The organism is Pantoea sp. RG18, from assembly GCF_025910075.1.
GTDB classification, from domain to species: domain Bacteria; phylum Pseudomonadota; class Gammaproteobacteria; order Enterobacterales; family Enterobacteriaceae; genus Pantoea; species Pantoea agglomerans.
This window is the reverse complement of the sequence record NZ_JAPCIL010000007.1, coordinates 273,127-298,312: the sequence shown is the minus strand read 5'-3', so window position 1 is coordinate 298,312 and position 25,186 is coordinate 273,127. Positions and strand designations below refer to the sequence as shown.

The 25,186-nt window shown below is 56.7% G+C and carries 25 protein-coding genes; 16 read left to right on the top strand and 9 right to left on the bottom strand.

Going from position 1 to position 25,186, the window contains the following annotated elements; genetic code table 11:
- Nucleotides 1–6 precede the first annotated feature (6 nt).
- From phoR to proY, 5 genes are all read left to right on the top strand, one after another.
- Nucleotides 7–1,320, top strand: a complete 1,314-nt coding sequence (gene phoR, locus OK409_RS10055; RefSeq protein WP_010255313.1) for a phosphate regulon sensor histidine kinase PhoR — start codon at nucleotides 7–9, stop codon at nucleotides 1,318–1,320.
- Nucleotides 1,321–1,339: 19 nt separating this feature from the next.
- Nucleotides 1,340–2,260: a PstS family phosphate ABC transporter substrate-binding protein gene (locus OK409_RS10050; protein ID WP_031293116.1), complete on the top strand. Its 921-nt coding sequence runs from the start codon at nucleotides 1,340–1,342 to the stop codon at nucleotides 2,258–2,260.
- A 165-nt stretch (nucleotides 2,261–2,425) separates the two neighbouring features.
- Nucleotides 2,426–3,532, top strand: coding sequence for a cobalamin-independent methionine synthase II family protein (locus OK409_RS10045; RefSeq protein WP_052272142.1), 1,107 nt, complete (start codon nucleotides 2,426–2,428; stop codon nucleotides 3,530–3,532).
- Nucleotides 3,533–3,923: 391 nt separating this feature from the next.
- The gene (gene brnQ / locus OK409_RS10040) at nucleotides 3,924–5,243 is read left to right on the top strand and encodes a branched-chain amino acid transporter carrier protein BrnQ (RefSeq protein ID WP_033771063.1); all 1,320 of its coding nucleotides are present in this window, start codon (nucleotides 3,924–3,926) and stop codon (nucleotides 5,241–5,243) included.
- Between the two features lie 70 nt (nucleotides 5,244–5,313).
- Complete coding sequence (gene proY / locus OK409_RS10035) at nucleotides 5,314–6,666, top strand: proline-specific permease ProY (protein WP_031593969.1); 1,353 nt, start codon at nucleotides 5,314–5,316, stop codon at nucleotides 6,664–6,666.
- 512 nt (nucleotides 6,667–7,178) lie between these two features.
- On the opposite strand, the gene OK409_RS10030 is transcribed toward proY, so the two are convergent.
- The 3 genes from OK409_RS10030 to OK409_RS10020 form a co-directional block, all read right to left on the bottom strand.
- Entirely contained in the window at nucleotides 7,179–8,435 is a 1,257-nt protein-coding gene (locus tag OK409_RS10030; protein WP_264367022.1) for a histidine-type phosphatase, read from the bottom strand.
- Nucleotides 8,436–9,248: an inositol monophosphatase family protein gene (locus OK409_RS10025; RefSeq protein ID WP_010255344.1), complete on the bottom strand. Its 813-nt coding sequence runs from the start codon at nucleotides 9,246–9,248 to the stop codon at nucleotides 8,436–8,438. It lies immediately after the preceding gene.
- A 206-nt stretch (nucleotides 9,249–9,454) separates the two neighbouring features.
- A complete protein-coding gene (locus tag OK409_RS10020) occupies nucleotides 9,455–10,036 on the bottom strand; it encodes an ACP phosphodiesterase (RefSeq protein ID WP_022626127.1) in 582 nt (193 codons plus the stop codon).
- Between the two features lie 103 nt (nucleotides 10,037–10,139).
- Here OK409_RS10020 and queA point away from each other — a divergent pair, with 103 nt between their 5' ends.
- From queA to secF, 5 genes are all read left to right on the top strand, one after another.
- Entirely contained in the window at nucleotides 10,140–11,210 is a 1,071-nt protein-coding gene (gene queA, locus OK409_RS10015) for a tRNA preQ1(34) S-adenosylmethionine ribosyltransferase-isomerase QueA (protein ID WP_010255349.1), read from the top strand.
- Between the two features lie 78 nt (nucleotides 11,211–11,288).
- The gene (tgt, locus tag OK409_RS10010) at nucleotides 11,289–12,437 is read left to right on the top strand and encodes a tRNA guanosine(34) transglycosylase Tgt (RefSeq protein ID WP_010255351.1); all 1,149 of its coding nucleotides are present in this window, start codon (nucleotides 11,289–11,291) and stop codon (nucleotides 12,435–12,437) included.
- A complete protein-coding gene (yajC, locus tag OK409_RS10005; RefSeq protein ID WP_010255353.1) occupies nucleotides 12,437–12,769 on the top strand; it encodes a preprotein translocase subunit YajC in 333 nt (110 codons plus the stop codon). Before tgt ends, yajC begins: the two co-directional genes overlap by 1 nt.
- 25 nt (nucleotides 12,770–12,794) lie before the next feature.
- Nucleotides 12,795–14,642, top strand: a complete 1,848-nt coding sequence (gene secD, locus OK409_RS10000; protein WP_071997994.1) for a protein translocase subunit SecD — start codon at nucleotides 12,795–12,797, stop codon at nucleotides 14,640–14,642.
- A gap of 10 nt (nucleotides 14,643–14,652) precedes the next feature.
- Nucleotides 14,653–15,621, top strand: a complete 969-nt coding sequence (gene secF / locus OK409_RS09995) for a protein translocase subunit SecF (protein ID WP_010255357.1) — start codon at nucleotides 14,653–14,655, stop codon at nucleotides 15,619–15,621.
- A gap of 59 nt (nucleotides 15,622–15,680) precedes the next feature.
- Here the strand turns inward: secF and OK409_RS09990 are convergent, their stop codons facing one another.
- Both OK409_RS09990 and lysM read right to left on the bottom strand, forming a co-directional pair.
- Nucleotides 15,681–16,250: a DUF3251 domain-containing protein gene (locus OK409_RS09990; RefSeq protein WP_264367021.1), complete on the bottom strand. Its 570-nt coding sequence runs from the start codon at nucleotides 16,248–16,250 to the stop codon at nucleotides 15,681–15,683.
- Nucleotides 16,251–16,266: 16 nt separating this feature from the next.
- Nucleotides 16,267–16,704 carry a peptidoglycan-binding protein LysM gene (gene lysM, locus OK409_RS09985; RefSeq protein ID WP_010255362.1) on the bottom strand — a complete coding sequence of 146 codons (438 nt, stop codon included), beginning with the start codon at nucleotides 16,702–16,704 and terminating at the stop codon, nucleotides 16,267–16,269.
- Between the two features lie 186 nt (nucleotides 16,705–16,890).
- Here lysM and nrdR point away from each other — a divergent pair, with 186 nt between their 5' ends.
- From nrdR to pgpA, 6 genes are all read left to right on the top strand, one after another.
- Nucleotides 16,891–17,340 (top strand): transcriptional regulator NrdR, encoded by a 450-nt coding sequence (nrdR, locus tag OK409_RS09980; protein ID WP_009091750.1) that lies wholly within the window; start codon nucleotides 16,891–16,893, stop codon nucleotides 17,338–17,340.
- Nucleotides 17,341–17,343: 3 nt separating this feature from the next.
- Entirely contained in the window at nucleotides 17,344–18,444 is a 1,101-nt protein-coding gene (gene ribD / locus OK409_RS09975; RefSeq protein ID WP_264367020.1) for a bifunctional diaminohydroxyphosphoribosylaminopyrimidine deaminase/5-amino-6-(5-phosphoribosylamino)uracil reductase RibD, read from the top strand.
- A gap of 90 nt (nucleotides 18,445–18,534) precedes the next feature.
- On the top strand, nucleotides 18,535–19,005 hold the full coding sequence (gene ribE / locus OK409_RS09970) for a 6,7-dimethyl-8-ribityllumazine synthase (RefSeq protein WP_010255369.1): 471 nt from the start codon (nucleotides 18,535–18,537) through the stop codon (nucleotides 19,003–19,005).
- 19 nt (nucleotides 19,006–19,024) lie between these two features.
- Entirely contained in the window at nucleotides 19,025–19,444 is a 420-nt protein-coding gene (gene nusB / locus OK409_RS09965; RefSeq protein ID WP_010255372.1) for a transcription antitermination factor NusB, read from the top strand.
- 55 nt (nucleotides 19,445–19,499) lie between these two features.
- Nucleotides 19,500–20,477, top strand: a complete 978-nt coding sequence (gene thiL, locus OK409_RS09960) for a thiamine-phosphate kinase (protein WP_010255374.1) — start codon at nucleotides 19,500–19,502, stop codon at nucleotides 20,475–20,477.
- A complete protein-coding gene (gene pgpA, locus OK409_RS09955) occupies nucleotides 20,467–20,961 on the top strand; it encodes a phosphatidylglycerophosphatase A (RefSeq protein ID WP_033785423.1) in 495 nt (164 codons plus the stop codon). The genes thiL and pgpA overlap by 11 nt, the downstream gene beginning before the upstream one ends.
- A 66-nt stretch (nucleotides 20,962–21,027) precedes the next feature.
- On the opposite strand, the gene OK409_RS09950 is transcribed toward pgpA, so the two are convergent.
- The 4 genes from OK409_RS09950 to xseB form a co-directional block, all read right to left on the bottom strand.
- Entirely contained in the window at nucleotides 21,028–22,002 is a 975-nt protein-coding gene (locus OK409_RS09950) for an aldo/keto reductase (RefSeq protein ID WP_264367019.1), read from the bottom strand.
- Nucleotides 22,003–22,084: 82 nt separating this feature from the next.
- The gene (gene dxs / locus OK409_RS09945; RefSeq protein WP_010671199.1) at nucleotides 22,085–23,950 is read right to left on the bottom strand and encodes a 1-deoxy-D-xylulose-5-phosphate synthase; all 1,866 of its coding nucleotides are present in this window, start codon (nucleotides 23,948–23,950) and stop codon (nucleotides 22,085–22,087) included.
- Nucleotides 23,951–23,969: 19 nt separating this feature from the next.
- Nucleotides 23,970–24,869 (bottom strand): (2E,6E)-farnesyl diphosphate synthase, encoded by a 900-nt coding sequence (gene ispA / locus OK409_RS09940; protein WP_010255381.1) that lies wholly within the window; start codon nucleotides 24,867–24,869, stop codon nucleotides 23,970–23,972.
- On the bottom strand, nucleotides 24,869–25,111 hold the full coding sequence (gene xseB / locus OK409_RS09935) for an exodeoxyribonuclease VII small subunit (protein WP_010255382.1): 243 nt from the start codon (nucleotides 25,109–25,111) through the stop codon (nucleotides 24,869–24,871). Before xseB ends, ispA begins: the two co-directional genes overlap by 1 nt.
- Between the last annotated feature and the right edge of the window lie 75 nt (nucleotides 25,112–25,186).

The following is a 25,186-nucleotide window of genomic DNA, read 5'->3' as shown; positions in this document are numbered from 1 at the left end:
TTAACCGTGCTGGAACGCCTCTCCTGGAAGAGATTACTGACAGAACTGCTGCTGGTCTGTCTGCCCGCAGTGCTGCTGGGCCTGCTGTTCGGCGGTCTGCCCTGGTGGCTGCTGCTGAGCGTGCTGACGGTGCTGTTGTGGCATTTTCACAATCTGATGCGGCTGTCGCACTGGCTGTGGCTGGACCGCACCATGACGCCACCGGCCGGGCGTGCCAGCTGGGAACCGCTGTTTTATGGTCTTTACCAGATGCAGCTCCGCAACCGGCGGCGGCGGCGTGAACTGGGCAATCTGATTAAGCGTTTCCGCAGCGGTGCCGAGTCGCTGCCGGATGCGGTGATCCTGACCACCGAAGAGGGCACCATTTTCTGGTGTAACGGCCTCGCACAACAGCACCTGGGTCTGCGCTGGCCGGAAGATAATGGCCAGAACATCCTCAATCTGCTCCGTTATCCGGAGTTCTCGCGCTATCTTCGCCAGCGCGATTTCGACAAGCCGCTGACGCTGGTGCTGAACAACAAACTTCACATGGAGTTCCGCGTCATGCCCTACAGCGAAGGGCAGTGGCTGCTGGTGGCACGTGATGTCACGCAGATGCATCAGCTGGAAGGGGCGCGCCGCAACTTCTTTGCCAACGTCAGCCATGAATTGCGCACACCGCTCACGGTACTGCAGGGCTATCTGGAGATGATGAACGACTCGGTGATGAGCGAGCCTTCGCGCAGCAAAGCGCTGCACACCATGTCGGAGCAGACGCGCCGCATGGACAGCCTGGTCAAACAGCTGCTGACGCTGTCGCGCATTGAAGCCGCGCCCGCAATCGATCTGAAAGAGAAGGTCGATGTGCCGGTGATGCTGAAACTGCTGCAGCATGAGGCGGCAACGCTGAGTGGCGGCCGTCACGATATCCATTTCCATACCGATCCCCATCTGAAAGTGTTCGGCAACGATGAACAGCTGCGCAGCGCCATCTCCAATCTGGTTTACAACGCGGTAAACCACACACCGGATGGCACGCGAATTGATATCAGCTGGCTGCGCGGCAAACAGGGGGCTATCTTCCGGGTGTGCGATAACGGGCCGGGCATCGCCTCAGAACATATTCCGCGTCTTACCGAGCGTTTCTACCGGGTCGATAAAGCGCGTTCGCGTGCGACCGGCGGCAGCGGGCTGGGGCTGGCGATAGTGAAACATGCTCTGAGCCACCATAACGCGCGGCTCGATATCACCAGCGTGCCGCACAAGGAGACCTGTTTTACCTTTACGCTGCCAGCGAGGTTGATTGTCAGCAGCGTGATGCAGGAGAATGCCGTTCATTAATTGCTGCCGGATCTCCCTGATGCGCATCCTTCTTTTGTTGATCGTTACTCTGCTGCCGGGCCTGGCACTGGCCCAGCCCGGCGCGCTCTCCGGCAATCTCAGCAGCGTCGGATCCGATACGCTGGGTTATCTGATGACGCTGTGGGGCGAAGATTTCAGTCGCCAGGCGCCGGGCGTCAATGTCCAGGTTCAGGCCTCCGGCTCTTCTACTGCGCCGACCGCGCTGGCGGCGGGTGCAGCACAACTCGGTCCGATGAGCCGCCCGATGCAGGCAGATGAACGCCAGGCCTTTGAGGCGCGCTACGGCTATCCGCCGCTGGCGGTTCCGGTGGCTATGGATGCGCTGGTGGTAGTGGTGAATCAGCGCAATCCGCTGCAGCAGATTGAACCGCGTCAGCTCGATGCCATCTTCTCGATTACCCGTCTGTGTGGCGCACACAGCGTGCCGCTGCGCTGGGGAGATCTCGGCTTAACCGGCGCGCAGTGGAGTAAACGGCCGATTCAGCGCTATGGACGTAACTCCGCCTCCGGCACCTGGGGTTTCTTCAAGCAGCAGGCGCTATGCAAAGGTGATTTTCGCAGCGACGTGGCGGAGTTTCCCGGCTCGGCCGCAGTGGTGCAGGCGGTGGCCGGTAATTCACGCAGCATCGGCTACGCCAGTTTTGGCTTTCATCTAAGCGGCGTAAAAATGCTGGCGGTGATGAATGATCAGGGGCAGGCGATTACCCCGGATGCCGATGCCATCCGCAGTGGCCGTTATCCCTGGGCGCGCCCGCTCTATCTCTATGTGAATAAAGCGCCCGGCAAACCTTTGCCGCCGCTGGTGGCCGCGTTTCTGCAGCAGGTACTTTCGGCACAGGGACAGCGGCGGGTCAGCGAAGCGGGCTATCTGCCGCTCTCTGACAGTCAGATGACGCAGGCGCGCGCCGCGCTGCGTTAATCCCCCGGACGTGAATTTTTTTCATCATCACTGAATTTTCTTCAGTTGCAGAAGAAAGCCGCCCATGCCACTCTGTGTTCAGACATGTAGCCATCCAGATGGCTATTTATATCAGGATGCAACTATTTCCTGCCGTCATTACCGGCAGGAGAGACAGGAGTGATCATGCAAAGAGAAACCGCCCCGTTCCGTGCCGATACCGTTGGCAGCTTTCTGCGTCCCACCGCCATTAAGCAGGCGCGCGAACAGTTTGCAGCCGGAGAGATTGATGCGGCGGCCCTGCGCCAGGTTGAAGATGAGGCGATTCGCGATGTGGTGGCGAAACAGCGGGAAAATGGCCTGAAAGTGGTCACTGATGGCGAGTTTCGTCGCGGCTGGTGGCACTTCGACTTTTTCTATGGCCTGAATGGCGTAGAGCGCTATGAAGCGGAGCAGGGCATTCAGTTTAATGGCGTGCAGACCAAAGCGCATGGCGTGAAAGTGGTGAGCAAACTCGGTTTCCCGGCGGATCATCCGATGCTGGCGCATTTCCGCTTCCTGCAAAGTATTGCCGGTGATGCGGTGCCGAAGATGACCATTCCCAGCCCCAGCGTGCTGCACTTCCGTGGTGGCCGTAAGGTGATCGACGCGGAAGTCTATCCCGATCTGGCAGACTACTTCGACGATCTGGCGCAGACCTACAAAGCGGCTATTCAGGCGTTTTATGACGCGGGCTGCCGCTATCTGCAACTGGATGATACCGTCTGGGCTTACCTCTGTTCTGAAGATCAGAAGCGTGATATCCGTGCGCGTGGCGACGATCCTGACCAGCTGGCACAGACTTATGCTCAGGTGTTGAATAAAGCGCTGGAAGGTAAACCTGCCGATCTGACCGTGGGTCTGCATGTCTGTCGCGGCAACTTCCGCTCAACCTGGATCTCTGAAGGCGGCTATGGGCCGGTCGCAGAAATCCTGTTCGGCAGCGTCAACGTGGATGCCTTCTTCCTGGAGTATGACAACGCCCGTTCCGGCGGTTTTGAACCACTGCGTTACATTAAGCCAGGTCATCAGCAGGTGGTGCTGGGCCTCATTACCACGAAAGTGGGTGAACTGGAAGATCCGGCGCAGGTGAAAACCCGGCTGGAAGAGGCGGCGCAGTATGTCAGTCTGGATCAGATCTGCCTCAGTCCGCAGTGTGGTTTTGCCTCAACCGAAGAGGGCAACAGCCTGACCGAGGCGCAGCAGTGGCAGAAGATTCGCTTAGTGGTCGATATCGCGAATCAGGTCTGGTAGTGCTGTAACGTTGTGCAGACAGGCGCGTAAAACGCGCCTTTTGTGTATCTTCAGGCCCGTTTATGCGGGGATTTCTCGCGCTCTGTCTATTATTTAGGCACATCATCTTGTGTGCCTGCTGCAAAAATTAACGCTATCCACTGCCTTTTGAAAAAATGGCGGCATAACCTTCTGGTTTTCCGATCCCGTATTGCCTTTCACCGCTATAAACGTTTTACTTAGCGCCGTTGTCGATCCATCCCTCTGTGAACAGAATAAAAGCAGCTCAAATCACCTGTGCTTTACCCTGCGACGAGCATAATGCGCTGACATTGTCAGCCTGGTCGCGGTTTACACGCAGCGAGGGGACAACACTAACCCAACTTCCACCGCAACATCAGTGACAGGCCGTATGACACATCGTTTAACTTCGAAGGACATTCTCGCGCTGGGCTTTATGACATTCGCCCTGTTTGTTGGCGCGGGCAACATCATTTTCCCGCCTATGGTCGGTATTCAGTCTGGCGAACACGTCTGGACTGCCGCGATTGGTTTTCTGATTACCGCAGTCGGTCTGCCCGTGATGACCGTGATCGCGCTGGCCCGCGTCGGCGGCGGCGTGGATGCACTCAGCACCCCGATTGGCAAGGTCGCTGGCATCGTGCTGGCCACCGTTTGCTATCTGGCTGTCGGGCCGCTGTTTGCCACACCGCGTACGGCCACGGTCTCGTTTGAGATGGGTATTGCACCGCTGACCGGTGATGGCGCGCTGCCGCTGTTTATCTATAGCCTGATTTACTTCACGCTGGTGATTGGCGTATCGCTCTATCCCGGCAAGCTACTCGACACGGTAGGGCACTTCCTTGCGCCATTAAAAATTATTGCGCTGACCGTGCTGGGCGTTGCTGCCCTGGTGTGGCCTGCTGGCGGCACGGTTCCGGCTACCGCTGATTATCAGCGTGCGGCCTTCTCCAGCGGTTTCGTCAATGGCTATCTGACCATGGATACGCTGGGCGCGCTGGTATTTGGTATCGTAATTGTCAACGCCGCCCGTTCGCGTGGCGTCGATAATGCCGCGCTGCTGACCCGTTACACCGTGCTGGCGGGGTTAATCGCCGGTCTGGGCCTGACGCTGGTCTACCTCTGCCTGTTTAAGCTGGGCGCGGGCAGCGGTGCGCTGGTGGATCAAAACGCTAACGGCGCAGCGATTCTGCACGCGTATGTTCAGCACACCTTTGGCAACATGGGCAGCTTCTTCCTTGCCGCGCTGATCTTCGTCGCCTGTATGGTGACTGCCGTTGGCCTGACCTGTGCCTGTGCGGAATTTTTTGCGCAATACCTGCCGTTATCGTATAAAACGCTGGTGTTTATTCTGGGTCTGTTCTCCATGGTGGTGTCGAATCTCGGCCTGAGCCACCTGATTCAGATCTCCATCCCGGTACTGACGGCGATTTATCCGCCCTGTATCGTGCTGGTGGTGCTGAGTTTCACCCTCAACTGGTGGAATAAGAGCAGCCGGATTATCGCGCCAGCCATGTTAATCAGCTTGCTGTTCGGTATTGTTGATGCGATTAAAACCACCGGGTTTAAAGATTTGCTGCCCGCTTTCAGTCAGCATCTGCCGCTGGCCGATCAGGGTCTCGCCTGGTTGCCGCCGTCGCTGGTGATGCTGCTGATTGCCGCTGTTGTTGATCGGGTGAAAGGGCCGGAACAGGTGACCGTTCACTCGTAGCAGAGAGCACTGATTTTTCTTTAACCACGGGCCTGCCCGTGGTTTTTTCATTTCACAGGTACAGGTTGTTATGCAAGAAACCAACAAGCTCAAACGCGGACTGAGCACGCGCCACATCCGCTTTATGGCGCTGGGATCGGCGATTGGCACCGGGCTGTTCTACGGTTCCGCTGACGCGATAAAAATGGCCGGACCGAGCGTGCTGCTCGCCTATATCATCGGCGGGGCAGTGGCTTACATCATCATGCGCGCACTGGGTGAGATGTCCGTTAATAATCCTCAGGCCAGCTCCTTCTCACGTTACGCGCAGGACTATCTTGGGCCGATGGCAGGCTACATCACCGGCTGGACGTACTGTTTTGAAATCCTGATCGTGGCGATTGCGGATGTCACGGCGTTCGGCATCTATATGGGCGTCTGGTTCCCTGAGGTGCCGCACTGGATTTGGGTGCTGAGCGTGGTGCTGATCATCGGTGCCGTCAATCTGATGAGCGTGAAGGTGTTCGGCGAAGTGGAGTTCTGGTTCTCCTTCTTCAAAGTCGCCACCATTATCGTGATGATTCTGGCCGGTTTCGGCATGATCATCTGGGGTCTCGGCAACGGCGGCCAGCCGACCGGCATCCACAATCTCTGGACTAACGGCGGCTTCTTTGCGCACGGCGTAGTCGGTATGCTGCTGTCGCTGCAGATGGTGATGTTTGCCTATGGTGGCATCGAAATCATCGGTATCACCGCCGGTGAAGCGAAAGATCCGGAGAAGTCGATTCCGCGCGCCATCAACTCGGTGCCGTGGCGCATTCTGGTGTTCTACGTCGGCACGCTGTTTGTGATTATGTCGATCTACCCGTGGAATCAGGTGGGCACCTCGGGCAGCCCGTTTGTGCTGACCTTCCAGCATCTGGGCATTGCGGCGGCCGCCTCTATCCTCAATTTCGTGGTGCTGACCGCGTCACTCTCGGCGATTAACAGCGATGTGTTTGGCGTGGGCCGCATGCTGCACGGGATGGCGCAGCAGGGACATGCGCCGAAGGTCTTTATGAAGGTCTCCTCGCGCGGGATTCCGTGGGTGACGGTGGTGGTGATGATGTTCGCCATGCTGATTGCGGTTTATCTCAACTACCTGATGCCGGAAAAAGTCTTCCTGGTGATCGCCTCGCTGGCGACCTTTGCAACGGTGTGGGTCTGGATCATGATTCTGCTGTCGCAGATCGCGTTCCGTCGCAAAATTGGTAAAGAGGCCGCCAGTAAGCTGCAGTTTGCGCTGCCAGGCGGCAGCTGGACTGCTGGCGTCGGCGTAGCCTTCCTCTGCTTTATTATCGGTCTGATTGGTTATTTCCCCGATACCCGCATTTCCCTCTATGTCGGTATGGTGTGGATAGTGGTGCTGCTGCTGGGCTATAAGCTGGTTCGTAAACCCCGCTAATCTCCTGTTCTGCTCTCTCATTCGTGGGGGAGCAGAACACGCTATTTCCCGCGCTTTTATATTCCTGCTCATCTGATTATTTATGTGACCCAATCCACAATATGGAATCCTGTTATCAGGAGCAAAACGCCTGCCTGCGAAATAAGTTTATGTCCCGGTTTATATCCATGAATGCGTATTTTAATTGGCAGTGAATGTGGCCGATAGTGATAACCGGGCAGGGGCGATAAGGGAGATTCAGAGGAGTGAGCGTGCAGTCACACAGGCGCTGGCGGGCAGCAGTAGCGGGGCGTGTAAGAAATAAAAACGGCGAAACCAGTCGCCGAAATATTCAAGAATTACAGGAAAATAGTTAATAAAGGGATGATTGACGGGTCTATCGTAAAACAAAACGAGTGGCGCTGATAGTCAGGCGATTTAAATAAGAAAAGGTCGGAATGGCGTTAATTAACAGCGGTTAACATTATTCAGGCCGCGTTGATGCTGCGGCCTGAATTTGATTAGCCACAGACTCAGGGCAATATAACCGAAACCGGCAGCACAGCGCTGTCATCCAGCTTTTTCCGCAACTGAATCAGCGTGGATTGATAAGGGCAGAGCACGCCGACATCGGTGATTCTGCAGTCGGGCTGATGCCACTCCTGACGTAATAACGGATGTTTATCATCAATCGGTTGTAACTGACGAATCCCATCCAGACTCTGCGCCTGGAAATAGAGCCGCAAAAAACGTTCGCCGCTGTGGGTGTCGCGCCAGCGCTCCAGCACCAGACTACTGCCCGGTGGAATGTTGCCGCGCGAATAGCCAGGCAACTGCCAGCTAAAGCCCATCAGGGTGCGCACCATCGCAATATTAGTGTCATGTGCCACCAGAATCAGCCAGCGGCCCGGCGCGCTATCGGAAGCAATCGCCTCCAGCAGGGCGTTGAGCAATATTGAGCCACGGCGCTGTGCCTGATAGAGCACGTCGTTGCTGAGATCGTAGTTTGCGGTCAGCAGCGGCAGCAGCGTGGTGATCTGCGCGGCCGAGGTGATGTGTCCCCAGGCGAGCTGATCCCACGGCAGGTTTTCGCTGTAGCCCAGTCGCAGCGTCTCCACCATGCTTGCCATTACACTCAGCCCGTAAACGTATGTGTTGCCGTTACGGGTTTGCCGGAACGACCAGGGCGCATCAAAGAGGGGGCAGTCAGTCGCGGGCGGGCAGACGGCGGCTTTCAGCTGCTGAATGGCGGGTTGCAACTGCTGTTGCAGCCGCGCCAGATCGCCTGCTTTCTGCTGCTTAGCTGCCAGCTCCTGAGCAGGATCGGTGTGGGTGACCGTCAGCTTTTCACTCTGAAACAGGGGATCGACATCGCCCGCGACGTGATGCACCGGCACGCCGCAGCCGGGAAAGGCCCCGTCAGTCAGCGCTGCGGCCGTGGCACGGGTGCGCTGCAGCGGACTGGCGCGCACGTAGACCTGTGCCGCATCAGGACAGCCCGCGCCCAGCAGGCCGAGCTGGCGATAGTGCTCGCCTTGCCAGCGTCCTTTATTGACCACCGCGCTGTAGCCATGACCGGTCAGCTCGCCATCGGCGGTGGTCCACTGCGTCCAGGGTTGCTGGCTGGCGGCTTCAATCTCTTTGCGATTGCCGGGGGTGGGCGGACGGACACCGTGACGGCTCAGTTCGACCACCTTCTCCAGCTGGTAATCCGCCGCCTGTGACGCCGGACTTAACAGCCAGAGAGAACAGAGGATCAGCGCGCAGCGGTACAGGCCTGGCAGCGTCATTTACTCCTCCAGCGCGCGATTACCGGTCAGCGCTTTGATTTTTGGATAAAGAGTCGCATTGGCCAGCAACACCGGGTTGCCGTTTTTTAGCCCCTCGTTGCGCAGATAATCATTAGTGACGCCGCCCGCTTCGCGCATCAGGACGATGCCCGGCAGACTATCCCAGGGATGCATATGCGCTTCATAGTAGCCAATCAGTCGCCCGGCGGCCGCCCAGGCGCTGGTCAGCGCGCCAGAACCGATGCGAATAAACATGCCACCCTGTTCAGTTAAGCCGCTAATCAGGCGCGAGACGCTTTCGGCAGGGGTGCGACTGGAGTTGCTGATGCCGAGCAAACCCTCGTTGAGATGCGTCGCGCTATGAACCTGCAAACGGCTCTCATTAACCCACGCACCCTGACCTGCTCGTGCGTGAAACAGCTCCTGATGATTGGGATCGCAGACCACGCCGATTACCGGTTCGCCGTCACAGACCACCGCCAGCGAGACGCACCAGTTAGGCAGGCCGTTGACGAAGCAGGCGGTGCCGTCGATGGGATCGACCACCCAGATAAAGGGCGCGCCCTGAACCTCACCACCGCTCTCTTCGCCATAGACAGCATCGTCAGGAAAGCGCTCAGCGATTAATGTCTTAATCAATGCCTCAACGTTACGATCAGCCTCGCTGACCACGTCCTGCAAATCCCTTTTGTGTTCCACCACCAGTGTCTGACGCTGCTGATACCACGAATAAGCCCGGCTGGCCGCCGCACGGGCGATGTCGCAGGCGTAACGGTAACGCGCGTCAATTTCAGAATGCGAAGCGGATGACATCTTTTCCTCTTATGTCTTTTGGTCAAAACGAACGGAAGGCACGCCTGAACAGGCGGTCTGGCTGTGATATTTACTTAACTATTGTTAAGAAAGGCTTCATTAAGCCGCAGATAGGCAGCAATGGCAAGATGGTGCAGGGCCGGGTGAGGCGCTTTCCCGGCGGGCGAAAGCTGGCGTCCGCCAGCCCGGCAGCAGAGGATCGGGTTTTACAGGGTTCTGCTGGTCGCCAGCGCCATTAAACGCGGATAAAAAACAAAAAACAGCGCTTCCAGCTGATCATAGTGTTGCGTGAAATCGTGGTAGGAGTCGCGCAGGGCTGCCAGGCGTGGACGGCGGCTGGCCATGCCGTGCAGCACCCGCTCCAGCCGCGCGGGCTGGGCATAATGCTCAAACCAGCGCTCGCGCCACATCACCGCGTTGAGTTCCTGAAACTCGATGGGGGTGTCTGCCAGTTGCGGCATGATTTCACGTTCGGCGGCGGCAGAAAAGTGCACCAGCGTTTGGCCGGGCGTGAAGTGCTGCCAGTGCCGGGCCAGAAAATGGTCCCAGATGACGTCCAGCGTAATGGGTGCCACGCGATAGGTTTCGGCACGGAACAGCTGACGGGCGCTGCGCACTTCCGGCAGCGCATCGGTCATCACATCGAGACGACGGTGCATCAGAATGCCGTCCGCGACGGGCGCAGACCAGTGCTGGTGCGGGTTGCCACGCACAAAATCGGCCATTAAATTGCCGAGTAAGGAGCTGTCGGCCAGCTTAGCCAGATGGAGATGAGCAAGAAAGTTCATGCCGCATTATAGGCTGAACTGCCTTTGCGCAGCCAGTTGTTCAGAATTGGTCGATTTTCCGCTAAACTGTGCCGCCTGTTTTTGCCTGAGAAAGAACTCTTTCATGCGTGTCGCCGATTTTGCTTTTGAACTGCCCGAATCCCTGATTGCTCACTATCCCCAGGCGCAGCGCAGCGGCTGTCGTCTGCTGTCGCTCGATGGTCCCAGCGGGACGCTGTCGCACGGTGTGTTCACCGACGTGCTGGATAAGCTGAATCCGGGCGATCTGCTGGTGTTCAATAACACCCGTGTGATTCCGGCGCGCGTCTTTGGCCGCAAAGCCAGTGGCGGCAAAATCGAGATGCTGGTGGAGCGGATGCTTGACGACAAGCGTGTGCTGGCCCATGTGCGCGCCTCGAAAGCGCCGAAGCCGGGAGCAGAACTGCTGCTGGGCGAAGACGAGAGCGTCAAAGCGACGATGGTGGCGCGTCACGATGCGCTGTTTGAGATTGTGTTTGATGATGAGCGCGCGGTGCTCGACATCCTCAACAGCGTTGGCCATATGCCTCTGCCGCCTTATATCGACCGTCCGGATGAAGAGGCGGATCGCGAGTTGTATCAGACGGTTTACAGCGCCCGTCCGGGTGCCGTTGCGGCACCGACCGCCGGTCTGCATTTTGATGAACCGCTGCTGCAGGCGCTGAAAGAGAAGGGCATTGAGATGGCGTTTGTGACGCTGCATGTCGGTGCAGGAACCTTCCAGCCGGTGCGCGTCGACAACATCGAAGAGCATCACATGCATGCTGAATATGCCGAAGTGCCGCAGGAGGTTGTTGATGCGGTGCTGGCCTGTAAAGCACGCGGCAATAAAGTAGTCGCTGTCGGCACCACCTCTGTCCGTTCGCTGGAGAGCGCCGCCAAAGCGAGTCAGGATGCCCTGATTGCGCCGTTCTTCGACGATACCCAGATTTTTATCTATCCGGGCTATGAGTATCAGGTGATCGATGCGCTGATCACCAACTTCCATCTGCCCGAATCGACTCTGATTATGCTGGTCTCGGCGTTTGCCGGTTATCAGCACACCATGGCCGCGTACCGCGCAGCCGTGGCTGAGCAATATCGTTTCTTCAGTTATGGCGACGCGATGTTTATCAGCAAAAATCCGCAGGCGCCGCTGGAAAAAGTGGGCGACTGATTTATTAACCGATAGCCGGAATCGACTGAGAGCGACTGAAGGTTATCTGCATCGGACTGTTTCTCCGATGGAGGCTTTGTGAAATTTGAACTTGATACCACAGATGGGCGCGCACGCCGTGGCCGTCTGATTTTTGATCGCGGTGTGGTGGAAACCCCTGCGTTTATGCCTGTTGGCACCTATGGCACCGTTAAAGGCATGACGCCGGAAGAAGTGCAGGAGACCGGCGCGCAGATCATTCTGGGCAATACCTTCCACCTCTGGCTGCGTCCGGGTCAGGAGATCATGAAACTGCATGGCGATCTGCATGACTTTATGCAGTGGAAAGGGCCGATCCTGACCGACTCCGGCGGCTTCCAGGTCTTCAGCCTGGGCGACATCCGTAAAATCACCGAAGCGGGCGTGCATTTCCGTAACCCGATCAACGGCGACCCGATCTTCCTCGATCCGGAAAAATCGATGGAGATTCAGTATGACCTCGGTTCTGACATCGTGATGATTTTCGATGAATGTACGCCCTATCCGGCGGACTGGGACTACGCCAAACGCTCGATGGAGATGTCGCTGCGCTGGGCGCAACGCAGTCGTGACCGTTTTGACAGCCTGGGCAATAAAAATGCGCTATTTGGCATTATTCAGGGCTCGGTTTACGAAGATTTACGAGATGTCTCGGTGAAAGGTCTGGTAGAGATTGGCTTTGATGGGTACGCTGTGGGCGGCCTGGCGGTGGGTGAGCCTAAGCAGGACATGCACCGTATTCTTGAGCACGTCTGTCCGCAGCTTCCGCAGGATAAACCGCGTTATCTGATGGGTGTCGGCAAGCCAGAAGATCTGGTTGAGGGCGTCCGTCGCGGCGTCGATATGTTTGACTGCGTGATGCCGACCCGTAATGCCCGAAATGGTCATCTGTTTGTGACTGAGGGTGTGGTGAAAATCCGCAACGCCAGATACAAAGATGACACTGCGCCACTGGATGCGGAGTGTGATTGTTACACCTGTCGCAATTATAGTCGTGCCTACTTGTATCATCTCGACCGTTGTAACGAAATACTGGGCGCGCGTCTGAACACTATCCACAATTTGCGCTATTACCAGCGCCTGATGGCAGGTTTACGCCAGGCCATCGAAGAGGGTAAATTAGAGCGCTTTGTAAACGAGTTCTACCAACGGACGGGCAAAGAAGTTCCGCCTTTAACGTCTGATAATTCATCAATGAGGGAAATTTAATGAGCTTTTTCATTTCTGACGCCGTGGCCGCAGCAGGCGCACCGTCTCAGGGAAGTCCGTATTCTCTGGTGATCATGCTGGTGGTGTTTGGTCTGATTTTCTATTTCATGATCCTGCGTCCGCAGCAGAAACGTGCGAAAGAGCACAAGAAGCTGATGGATTCTATCTCTAAGGGTGATGAAGTGCTGACCAGCGGTGGCCTTGTAGGCCGCGTAACAAAAGTCTCTGACACGGGCTACGTAGCTATCGCGCTGAATGACACCAATGAAGTCGTCATTAAACGTGATTTCGTCGCCGCCGTGCTGCCTAAAGGCACTATCAAGGCGCTGTAATTCTTTCTTCCCTAAGGGAACTGCCGTGTTAAATCGTTATCCTTTGTGGAAGTACGTGATGCTGGTCGTCGTGATTCTCGTCGGCCTGCTCTATGCGCTTCCCAACCTGTATGGTGAGGATCCGGCCGTTCAAATCACTGGTGCGCGCGGAAGCGCCGCCAGTGAGCAGACGTTGGATCAAATTCAGTCCGCATTAAAACAAGATAATATCCAGAGCAAATCTGTTGCGCTGGAAAATGGTGCGATTACCGCGCGCTTCAATAATACGGATGTGCAGTTACGCGCCCGTGAAGCGATCATGAAAGCGTTGGGTGAAGACTACGTTGTTGCGCTGAACCTCGCGCCAGCCACGCCTCGCTGGCTGAGTATGCTGTCAGCAGAACCGATGAAACTCGGTCTCGATCTGCGTGGTGGTGTGCACTTCCTGATGGAAGTGGACATGGACACCGCACTCGGCAAACTGCAGGAGCAGAATGCTGACTCGCTGCGTAGCGACCTGCGCACCAAAAGTATCCCTTACACCACCGTCAACAAAATCGCGAACTACGGCGTGGAAATTCGTTTCCGTGACGCAGCCAGCCGCGATGCGGCGATCTCCTGGCTGACCTCGCGTCATCAGGATCTGGTGATCAACAGCAGCGGCAGCGATGCCCTGCGTGCCACCATGAGCGATGCTCGTCTCAGCGAAGCGCGTGAATATGCGGTTCAGCAGAACATTACTATTCTGCGTAACCGTGTGAACCAGCTGGGCGTGGCTGAACCGCTGGTACAGCGTCAGGGTTCCGATCGCATCGTAGTTGAGTTGCCGGGTATTCAGGATACGGCACGCGCTAAAGAGATTCTGGGTGCAACGGCGACGCTGGAGTTCCGTCTGGTAAACACCAGCGTGGATCCAACCGTAGCGGCCAGTGGTCGTGTACCGGGTGACTCTGAAGTTAAAGACATGCGTGATGGCCAGCCGGTGGTGCTCTACAAGCGGGTGATCCTGACCGGTGACCACATCACCGACTCGACTTCCAGCATGGATGAGTACAACCAGCCACAGGTGAACATTTCACTGGATGGCGCAGGCGGTAACATCATGTCGAACTTCACCAAGGACAACATCGGCAAGCCGATGGCGACCCTGTTTGTGGAGTACAAAGACAGCGGTAAGAAAGATGCCAATGGCCGTTCAATTCTGGTGAAACAGGAAGAGGTGATTAACGTCGCTAATATCCAGTCTCGTCTGGGGAACAGCTTCCGCATCACCGGTATCAACAACCCGAACGAAGCGCGTCAGCTCTCGCTGCTGCTGCGTGCCGGTGCATTGATTGCGCCCATCCAGATTGTGGAAGAGCGTACTATCGGGCCGACCATGGGTCAGCAGAATATTACTCAGGGTCTGGAAGCCTGCCTGTGGGGTCTGCTTGCGTCGATCCTGTTTATGGTGGTGTTCTACAAGAAGTTTGGTCTGATAGCGACCAGCGCGCTGCTGGTTAACCTGGTGCTGATTGTCGGCATTATGTCGCTGTTGCCGGGCGCGACCCTGACCATGCCGGGTATTGCCGGTATCGTGTTAACGCTGGCGGTGGCGGTGGATGCCAACGTGCTGATTAACGAACGTATTAAAGAAGAGCTGCGTAACGGGCGCTCGGTTCAGCAGGCAATTCATGAGGGCTATAAAGGCGCCTTCTCCAGTATTGTCGATGCGAACGTGACCACCCTGATCAAAGTTATCATTCTTTATGCAGTCGGCACCGGTTCGATCAAAGGCTTTGCTATTACCACCGCAATTGGTATCGCAACCTCAATGTTCACCGCGATTGTCGGTACCCGTGCCATTGTTAACCTGGTTTACGGTGGCAAACGCATCAACAAGCTGTCTATCTGAGGAGTGCGTTGTGGCACAGGAATATAACATTGAGCAGTTGAACCACGGGCGTAAAGTCGTCGACTTTATGCGCTGGGATAAGCTGGCCTTCATCATTTCGGGACTGCTGATTCTCGCCGCGATTGCTATCGTGGGTGTGCGTGGTTTTAACTGGGGCCTCGATTTCACCGGTGGTACGGTGATTGAGATCGCGCTGGAAAAACCGGCCGATCTTGAAGTCCTGCGTGGCGATCTGGTGAAAGCGGGCTTTGACGAGCCGCTGGTGCAGAACTTTGGCAGCAGCCGTGACGTCATGGTGCGTATGGCACCGGTTACCGGCCCGGCGGGCACCGAGTTAGGCAATAAAGTGGTGTCGGTGATTAATCAGACCACCCAGCAAAATGCCACCGTTAAGCGCATTGAGTTCGTGGGTCCGAGTGTGGGCAGCGACCTGGCGCAGGCGGGTGCGATGGCGCTGTTGTCCGCGCTGATTGCGATTCTGATCTACATCGGTTTTCGCTTTGAGTGGCGTCTGGCGCTGGGTACCGTGCTGGCGCTGGCGCATGACGTGATCATCACCTGCGGCCTGCTGGCGCTGTTCCGCATTGAAATCGACCTGACGATTGTTGCCTCACTGATGTCGGTGATTGGCTACTCGCTTAACGATAAAATCGTGGTGTCGGACCGTATTCGTGAAAACTTCCGCAAGATCCGTCGCGGCAGCTCTTACGATATTACTAACGTGTCACTGACCCAGACGTTAAGCCGTACGCTGATTACCTCGCTGACCACGCTGGCGATGATTCTCATCCTCTTCGTGTTTGGTGGTGCGCTGCTGAAAGGCTTCTCACTGACCATGCTGATTGGTGTGACGATTGGTACGATTTCATCGATTTATGTCTCTTCGGCGCTGGCGCTGAAGCTGGGCATGAAGCGTGAACATATGCTGGTGCAGAAAGTCGAGAAAGAGGGCGCCGATCAGCCTTCTATCCTGCCTTAATCGCCGCAGAGAAATAAAAACGGGCAGCCATGTGGCTGCCCGTTTTTTTGCACCCGTGATCAGGGTGCAGCAGAGGAGGTCTGGGCAGGTGCGTCGCCGGTGACGTTATGCACGCGGACATAACCTGATTGATCCGGTGCAAGACCGCTGAGTCGCAGCGGTATGCTCACCGAATGCTGGGGCAACAGCGAGGCAGGCACCGCTATTGTCTGACTCAGACTGCCGTTACTCAGTGGTTTACCGGTTGCCGGATCGAGTTCGCCCCAGTTCACCGTAGCGTGCAGGGCGGGCAAGGGGCGATCGTCCATTGAGCGTACCGTCAGGGTTGCCCGCGAGCCGCTGGCTTCAGCAGTGACAGGCGAGAGCGCCAGTCGCAGCGTGCCGAGCTGGGTTTGCAGTGCCACCGGCGTGTTCGCCTGCGGGATCAGCCACGCGCCTTGCTGCGAATGGCTGTTTAACTGCCCCTGAATCTCCAGCGCGCTGGCCTGCGTGGTCAGGTGCTGCATCTGCTGATTAAGCTGACTCACTTCCTGATGCAACTCTCTGACCTGCGGGTTGCTGGCGCTACTGCTGCAACCGCTCAGCATCACCAGAGAGAGCGCCACCGGAACCCAAACCATCCTGCTCATAAGTTATCCTTGTCCGTTATTTTGGAATACGTAAAACCTGGCCAGGATAGATCTTATCAGGATGAGAGAGCATTGGCTTATTCGCTTCGAAAATCTTGTTGTATTCGTTAGCATTTCCATAAACCTGTTTGGAAATTGCGCTCAGCGTGTCGCCTTTTTTCACGGTGTAAAGTTCTGACTCGGTCGCGCTGTCTGTCACGGTCACCTTATCTTCCACTTTGGTGATGCCTGCAACGTTACCGGCTGCGATCAGAATCTTCTCTTTCAGCTCCTGGGAAAGGCCATCGCCCGTCACGGTCACGGTATCGCCATTGACCTTGACGTCTACTTTGTCGCTGTCGGGTAAACCGAGCTTGTTGATGTGATCCTGCAGCTTTTTATTCTGGTCATCGCCGCCATTCACGGCATCCCATAATTTTTCACCAGCTTCTTTCACAAAATTAAACAGACCCATACAACCTCCAATGTGTTAGTGAATAATTTTAATTGCAGCTCTTAAAGCGTAGTCCCTTTTGCTGCAGACGAAATTTAGCATCATTTATCCTGAGATGAGAACCCCACGAAAGGCACGGAAGAGATTTTGTTGATTCGCAGTTCGCGCTACACTGTCAGGCCCATCTCTCTCGCGTCAGGAAACGTCATGCATTGCCCATTCTGCTCCGCTGTGGACACCAAAGTGATTGATTCTCGTCTGGTTAGTGAAGGCTCTTCGGTGCGCCGCCGCCGCCAGTGTCTGATGTGTCATGAGCGTTTTACCACCTTCGAGGTGGCGGAACTGGTGATGCCACGCGTGGTGAAAAGCAATGACGTGCGCGAACCCTTTAATGAAGACAAAATGGCCAGCGGGATGATGAAAGCGCTTGAGAAGCGTCCGGTCAGTGCCGATGCGGTTGAAAGCGCCGTAAACCATATTAAAACCCAGCTGCGTGCCACCGGTGAACGTGAGATCCCCAGTAAGCTGATTGGCAATCTGGTGATGGATGAGCTGAAGAAGCTCGATAAAGTCGCCTACATCCGCTTTGCCTCGGTTTACCGCAGCTTTGAAGACATTCGTGATTTTGGCGAAGAGATCGCCCGGTTACAGGATTAAACCATGGATGAACTTTACATGGCGCGTGCGCTGGAACTGGCGCGACGCGGCCGCTTTACGACGATGCCGAACCCCAATGTGGGCTGCGTGATTGTGCGCGATGGTGAGGTGGTCGGTGAGGGCTGGCATCAGCGCGCCGGTGAACCGCATGCTGAAGTCCACGCCCTGCGCATGGCGGGCGAGAAAGCGCGTGGCGCAACCGCCTATGTCACGCTGGAACCCTGCAGCCATCATGGCCGTACGCCACCCTGCTGTGATGCGCTGATCGCCGCTGGCGTTACCCGTGTCGTGGCCGCCATGCAGGATCCGAATCCGCAGGTGGCGGGGCGCGGACTGCACCGTCTGCATCAGGCGGGCATCGAGGTCAGCCACGGTCTGATGATGCCGGAAGCGGAGGCGCTGAATCGCGGTTTCCTCAAACGCATGCGCACTGGCTTCCCCTGGATCCAGCTCAAGCTGGGTGCCTCACTGGATGGCAGAACGGCAATGGCCAGCGGCGAAAGTCAGTGGATAACCTCGCCGGCTGCCCGTCGTGATGTGCAGCGCCTGCGTGCGCAGAGCGCCGCCATTCTCAGCAGCAGCGCCACGGTGCTGGCGGACGATCCTTCCCTGACGGTACGCTGGTCTGAACTCAATGCGGAGAGCCAGGCACTGCTTGATGAGCAGCAACTGCGTCAGCCGGTGCGGGTGATTATCGACAGCCAGAATCGCGTGACGCCGCAGCATCGGCTCATTTCGCAGCCGGGTGAAACCTGGCTGATGCGTCATCAGCCCGATCAGCAGAGCTGGCCCGCTGACGTGACGCAAATCGCTGTTCCGCTGCGCGAACAGCAGCTGGACCTGGTGGCGATGATGATGCTGCTGGGACAGCGACAGATTAACAGCGTCTGGGTTGAAGCGGGCGCCACGCTGGCCGGTGCCCTGTTGCAGGCCGGACTGGTCGATGAACTGATTGTTTATCTGGCGCCTAAGCTGTTAGGTCATGAAGGACGCGGGCTGTGTAAGCTGCCGGGACTAAGCCAGCTGGCTGACGCACCTGCCTTCCGTTTCAGTGATGTCCGCCAGGTCGGTGACGATTTACGCCTGACCCTGACACCACAATAACACGGTCGGAAAAGCGAGAGCACGCCGCCCAAGAGTATGATAGAATCCGCCCCCCTGCGCGGGGCCAACCAAACCCCTGAAAGGATAAGTATGAAAGTTATCGAAGCTGCTGTTGCAACGCCTGAGGCCAATGTTGCCATCGTTATCGCGCGTTTTAACAACTTCATTAATGACAGCCTGCTGGATGGCGCAGTTGATGCCCTGAAACGTATCGGCCAGGTCAAAGATGACAATATCACCGTAGTCTGGGTGCCTGGTGCATACGAACTGCCTCTGGCAGCACGCGCGCTGGCCAACACCGGCAAATATGATGCGATTATCGCACTCGGTACGGTTATTCGTGGTGGCACTGCGCACTTCGAATATGTGGCGGGTGAAGCCAGCTCCGGTATCGCCAGCGTTGCCATGAACAGCGAGATTCCTGTCGCGTTTGGCGTGCTGACTACTGAAAGCATCGAGCAGGCCATTGAGCGTGCCGGCACCAAAGCGGGTAACAAAGGTGCTGAAGCGGCTCTGACTGCGCTCGAAATGATCAACGTATTGAAAGCCATTAAAGCCTGATTTTTGTAAGGGGAATTTTGTGAAACCTGCTGCTCGTCGTCGCGCCCGTGAGTGCGCTGTTCAGGCGCTTTACTCCTGGCAGTTGTCGAATAACGACATTGCCGATGTGGAATACCAGTTTCTGGCGGAACAGGACGTCAAAGACGTCGACATTACCTACTTCCGCGAACTGCTGTCCGGTGTGGCGACCAACAGTGCGTATCTGGATGGACTGATGAAGCCCTATCTGTCGCGTCAGCTCGAAGAGCTGGGCCAGGTAGAAAAAGCTATCCTGCGCATCTCGCTGTATGAGCTGAGCAAACGTAATGATGTGCCTTATAAAGTGGCCATCAACGAAGGGATTGAGCTGGCGAAAGTCTTCGGTGCCGAAGACAGTCATAAATTTGTTAACGGCGTGCTTGATAAAGCCGGTCCACAAATTCGACCCAATCGCAAATAAACAAAAAGGCCGGCTTGCCGGCCTTTTTTCATGAAGGGTTAAGCGGAACGCAATTATGTCTTGTGGTGAATTTGAACTCATCGCACGCTACTTCAACCGCAGAACACGCAGCCGCCGTGATGTCGAACTCGGCATCGGTGACGATTGTGCGTTACTTAGCGTGCCGGAAAAACAGACGCTGGCGATCAGCACCGATACCCTGGTCGCGGGTGTGCACTTCTTACGGGATATCCATCCTGCCGATCTGGGTTACAAAGCCCTGGCTGTGAATCTCAGCGACCTTGCTGCCATGGGCGCCGACCCTGCGTGGCTGACGCTGGCCTTAACGCTGCCGCAGGTCGATGAGAGCTGGCTCTCTGCCTTCAGCGAAAGCCTGTTTGAACTGCTGGAATATTACGACATGCAGCTGGTCGGTGGCGACACCACCCGTGGCCCGCTGAGCCTGACGCTGGCGATTCACGGTCTGGTGCCGCAGGGCCGCGCCCTGAAACGTTCAGGCGCGAAGCCGGGTGACTGGATTTACGTGACCGGAACGCTGGGTGACAGCGCCGCGGGCCTGGCGCTGCTGCAGCATCACTGCCGTATCAGCGATCCGGCGGTGCATGAAGCGCTGATTAAACGTCATCTGCGCCCTATGCCGCGCATTCTGCAGGGCCAGGCGCTGCGTTCGCTGGCCTCCTCAGCGGTGGATCTTTCCGACGGCCTGATTTCCGATCTCGGCCATGTGCTGAAAGCCAGCGGCTGTGGCGCACGGCTTAATCTGGATGCGTTGCCCCTTTCGGCTGCGCTGCGCGACCATTTCGACCCTGAGCAGGTCCTGCGCTGGGCGCTGAGTGGCGGAGAAGATTACGAACTCTGCTTTACGGTGCCCGAGGTCAATCGCGGCGCGCTCGATGTAGCGCTGGGTCACCTGGGCGTGCCCTATACCTGCATCGGACAGATGGCACCGGAGTCGGAAGGCTTAACGCTGCTGGATAATGGCAAGCCCGCCACATTCCGTCATAAAGGGTTTGATCACTTTGATGCTAAATAACGACGTGGCGAAGAGTCGCCTGCGGATGAGCAATCCCTGGCATCTGCTGGCGACCGGTTTCGGCAGCGGATTAAGCCCGGTCGTGCCTGGCACCATGGGATCGCTGGCGGCGATTCCGTTCTGGTGGCTGATGACCCATCTGCCGCAGGATCTCTATTCGCTGGTGGTGCTGGTCGGTATCTGTGTTGGCGTCTATCTCTGCCATCGCACCGCCAAAGATATGGGCGTACACGATCACGGCAGTATTGTCTGGGATGAGTTTATCGGCATGTGGATTACGCTGATGGCGATTCCGGTCAACAGCTGGCAATGGGTTCTGGGTGGCTTTGTGCTGTTCCGTATTCTTGATATGTGGAAGCCGTGGCCGATTCGCTGGTTTGACCGCAATGTGCATGGCGGCATGGGCATTATGGTGGATGACATTATTGCCGGCGTGATTTCCGCTGCCATGCTGTATGGCTTTGGGGTCTGGCTGGCGGGTTAACCGCCGGGGCTCCTCACACAGCGACAGAAGGTGACGCCCGGGCAGGGCGTCACTTTGTTGCCAGCCTTATTCGAATCCTACCGGCTGATGTGGCTGATAGACCTCTTCCAGCAGTGCAACTTCCTCGTCACTCAGCGTGACATCCACCGCCTTCAGCAGATCCTCAAACTGCTCAGCACGCGACGCACCAATAATCGGTGCCGTGACGGCAGGCTTGCTCAGCAGCCAGGCCAGAGCCACCTGCGCCCGCGTTACACCTTTATCTTCCGCCACCTGCGCCAGCCGCTCTGCAATCACGGCATCATTCTCTTCGGTATTGTCATAGAGCGAGGCCATCACTTTGTCAGAAGCGGAACGCGCGGTATTTTCCCCCCACGGGCGGGTCAGCTTACCGCGCGCCAGCGGACTCCACGGCAGCACGGCAATCTGCTCTTTCAGGCAGAGCGGATGCATTTCACGCTCCTCTTCGCGCTGAATCAGGTTGTACTGATCCTGCATGCTGACAAAGCGATGCCAGCCCTGTTCCGACTGCATCTGCAACGCCTGGGCAAACTGACTGGCGTGCATCGACGAGGCACCGATATAACGTGCTTTGCCAGACTGCACGACTTCCTGCAGCGCTTCCAGCGTCTCTTCCAGCGGCGTCTCATAATCCCAGCGGTGAATCTGCAGCAGGTCGACATACTCCATGCCGAGGCGCTGCAGGCTGTCATCAATGGATTGCAGAATATTCTTGCGCGACAATCCCTGTGACAGATTGGTCAGCGGGAAATAGACTTTGGTGGCAACCACGATCTCTTCACGGCGGGCAAAATCTTTCAGCGCCCGGCCCAGGATCTCTTCACTGCTGCCATCTGAATAGCTGTTGGCAGTATCGAAAAAGTTGATCCCTGCGTTCAGCGCCTGCTGGATCAGCGGACGGCTGCTCGCTTCCGGCAGCGTCCAGGCATGGTTGCCGCGCGTCGGCTCGCCATAAGTCATGCAGCCAAGACAGAGACGCGACACCTGCAGATCGGTGGTACCCAATTGAATCGTTTTCATGGTGGAGGCTCCTGCGAAAGTGCAAAGGTCTTAGCATAGCAGGATGTTGCGCTCCCCGAGGGGGGAGCGCAGCGAGGGGAGGTTACTGCGCCAGCCAGCGGGCGATCTGCTGCTGAATGCCCTCCGCGTCCAGCAGATAGTCATGACGCACTTCATCCTGCGTTCCCTGCGGGATGAACTCATCAGGCAGACCGATGTTCAGCACCGGAACAGCCAGACGTTTCGCCATAACAAATTCATTGACGCCACTGCCGGCACCGCCTTTGATGGCGCCTTCTTCCAGCGTAATCAGCGAGTCGTGCGTTGCGGCGAGCTCGGCGATCAGCGCCTCATCCAGCGGCTTCACAAAGCGCATATCGACCAGAGTCGCATTCAGCGCTTCCGCCGTGGCGGCTGCTTCTGGCAACAGGGTGCCGAAATTCAGAATCGCCAGCTTTTCACCCTGACGTTTCACCACGGCTTTACCCAGCGGCAGGCTCTGCAGCGGAGCCAGTGGCGTACCGACACCGGTGCCGCGCGGATAGCGCACCGCACTTGGACCATCCTGATAGTGATAGCCGGTGTAGAGCATCTGCCGACACTCATTTTCATCGCTGGGGGTCATGATCACCATATCCGGCACGCAGCGCAGATAGGCGAGATCAAACGCGCCCTGGTGAGTCTGACCATCCGCGCCAACAATACCACCGCGATCGATAGCAAACAGGACCGGCAGTTTCTGGATGGCGACGTCATGGATCAGCTGATCGTAGGCGCGCTGCAGGAAGGTGGAGTAGATAGCAACAATCGGTTTATAGCCGCCAATCGCCATACCGGCAGCGAAGGTCACGGCGTGCTGCTCGGCAATCGCCACATCGAAATATTGTTTCGGAAATTCGCGTGAGAAGGCCACCATGCCAGAGCCTTCGCGCATTGCTGGCGTAATCGCCATCAGTTTCGGATCGTCGGCGGCCATTTCGCACAGCCAGTTACCGAAGATTTTAGAGTAGCTTGGCAGACCTTCCGCGCTTTTTGGCAGTTCGCCAATCGCAGGATCGAATTTAGGCACGGCGTGCCAGGCAATCGGATCTTCCTCTGCCGGGGCGTAGCCTTTACCTTTCTTCGTCATAATATGCAGGAACTGCGGCCCTTTCAGGCTGCGCATGTTGCTCAGCGTATTGACCAGCGTCAGCACATCGTGACCATCTACCGGGCCGATATAATTAAAGCCCAGCTCTTCAAACAGCGTACCCGGCACGACCATGCCTTTGAGATGCTCTTCGGTGCGTCTTACCAGCTCTTTGATCGGTGGCAGGCTGGTCAGCACACGCTTGCTGCCTTCGCGCAGTCGCGCATAGGTTTTACCCGACAGGATCTGCGCCAGACGGTTATTCAGCGCGCCGACGTTTTCGGAGATCGACATCTCGTTGTCGTTGAGGATCACCAGCATGTCCGGCTTGATATCACCGGCATGGTTCATCGCTTCAAACGCCATGCCAGCGGTGATGGCGCCATCGCCAATAATACAGGCGGTGCGACGACCCTGACCTTCACGTTCTGCCGCCGCGGCCATGCCGAGACCGGCACTGATGGAGGTTGACGAGTGACCGACGCTCAATACGTCATATTCACTTTCGCCGCGCCATGGAAACGGGTGTACGCCATTTTTCTGACGAATCGTACCGATGCGATCGCGGCGACCGGTCAGAATTTTATGGGGATAAGCCTGATGACCCACATCCCATACCAGATGGTCGAAGGGGGTGTTATAGACATAATGCAGCGCGACCGTTAGTTCGACCACGCCCAGACCCGACGCAAAATGGCCGCTGGAGCGGCTTACACTGTCTAACAGATACTGACGCAGTTCATCACAGAGCGCAGGCAACTTCTCTTTCGGCAGGGCGCGCAGCTCCTGAACCGTGTTTGCCAGCGCCAGTGTCGGGTATTTAGCAATATCAAAACTCATCAGAGACTCATTATGGAAGTTATTTGTCGCGTTCAATTATGAAGCTCGCCAGCGCCTGCAGTGCTGTAGTGTTATAAGAGTGCGCAGCGAGCATTTCTAACGTATCAAGGGCTTCCTGATACAAATCCCGCGCTTTAGCTTGGGCATTTTCAAGGCCTAACAGTGAAGGATAGGTGCTTTTTCCCAGGTGCTGATCGGCACCCTGGCGTTTTCCGATCACCGCTGTGTCACCGATCACATCCAGAATGTCGTCCTGTACCTGAAACGCGAGACCAATGGCCTCTGCATAGCGGTCGAGCAGCGGCAGGGCTTCACGGCCAGCATCGCCCGCCGTTAAGGCACCTAACCGCACCGCTGAACGGATCAGCGCGCCGGTTTTATGACGATGGATCTGCTCCAGCTGGTCGAGATCCACAGATTTACCTTCCGCCGCTAAATCAAGCGCCTGTCCGCCACACATGCCGGCCACGCCGCTGGCTTTTGCCAGTTCAGAGAGCATCATCAGACGATATTCAGCGCTGACACCGGGCATCGCCTGGTCGGCCAGAATTGAAAAGGCCAGCGTCTGCAGGGCGTCGCCCGCCAGAATCGCGGTATCTTCGCCATATTTAATGTGACAGGTTGGCTGCCCGCGACGCAGTGCATCATCGTCCATTGCGGGGAGATCGTCATGAATCAGAGAGTACGCATGAATGCATTCAACCGCGGCGGCGGGGGCATCCAGACTCGCCGGGTCGGCGTGGAGCATTTCGCCGGTAGCGTAGACCAGAAAAGGACGCAGGCGTTTACCGCCTAATAATGCCCCATAATGCATGGCATTCACCAGAGGAGAACTCTGAAAAGGAAGTGGCTCTATAAAACGCGTCAGCGCGGCGTTAACCTGCTGCTGATACGCGTCGAGTAATCGGGCGAAATCCATTAGCTGTTTTCCGGCGTGAAAGCAGTGAGGTCGGCATCTTTATCATCGTTCAGCAGAATACGGACCCGCTGTTCAGCCTGCTGCAGCGTCTGCTGGCCAGTCCGCGCCAGCTGCACGCCGCGCTCAAATTCGTTCAGGGCTTCTTCCAGCGGCAGTTCACCACTTTCCAGACGGCTGACAATCTGCTCCAGCTGCTGCAATGACGTTTCAAAGCTGGCTGGCTGTTCGGCTTTTTTCGGCATATTTCGTGTCGACTCACGGTTGGGACATTATCTCGCAATCGGTCATGGTAGCTGAGACCCTATGATTAGCAAAAT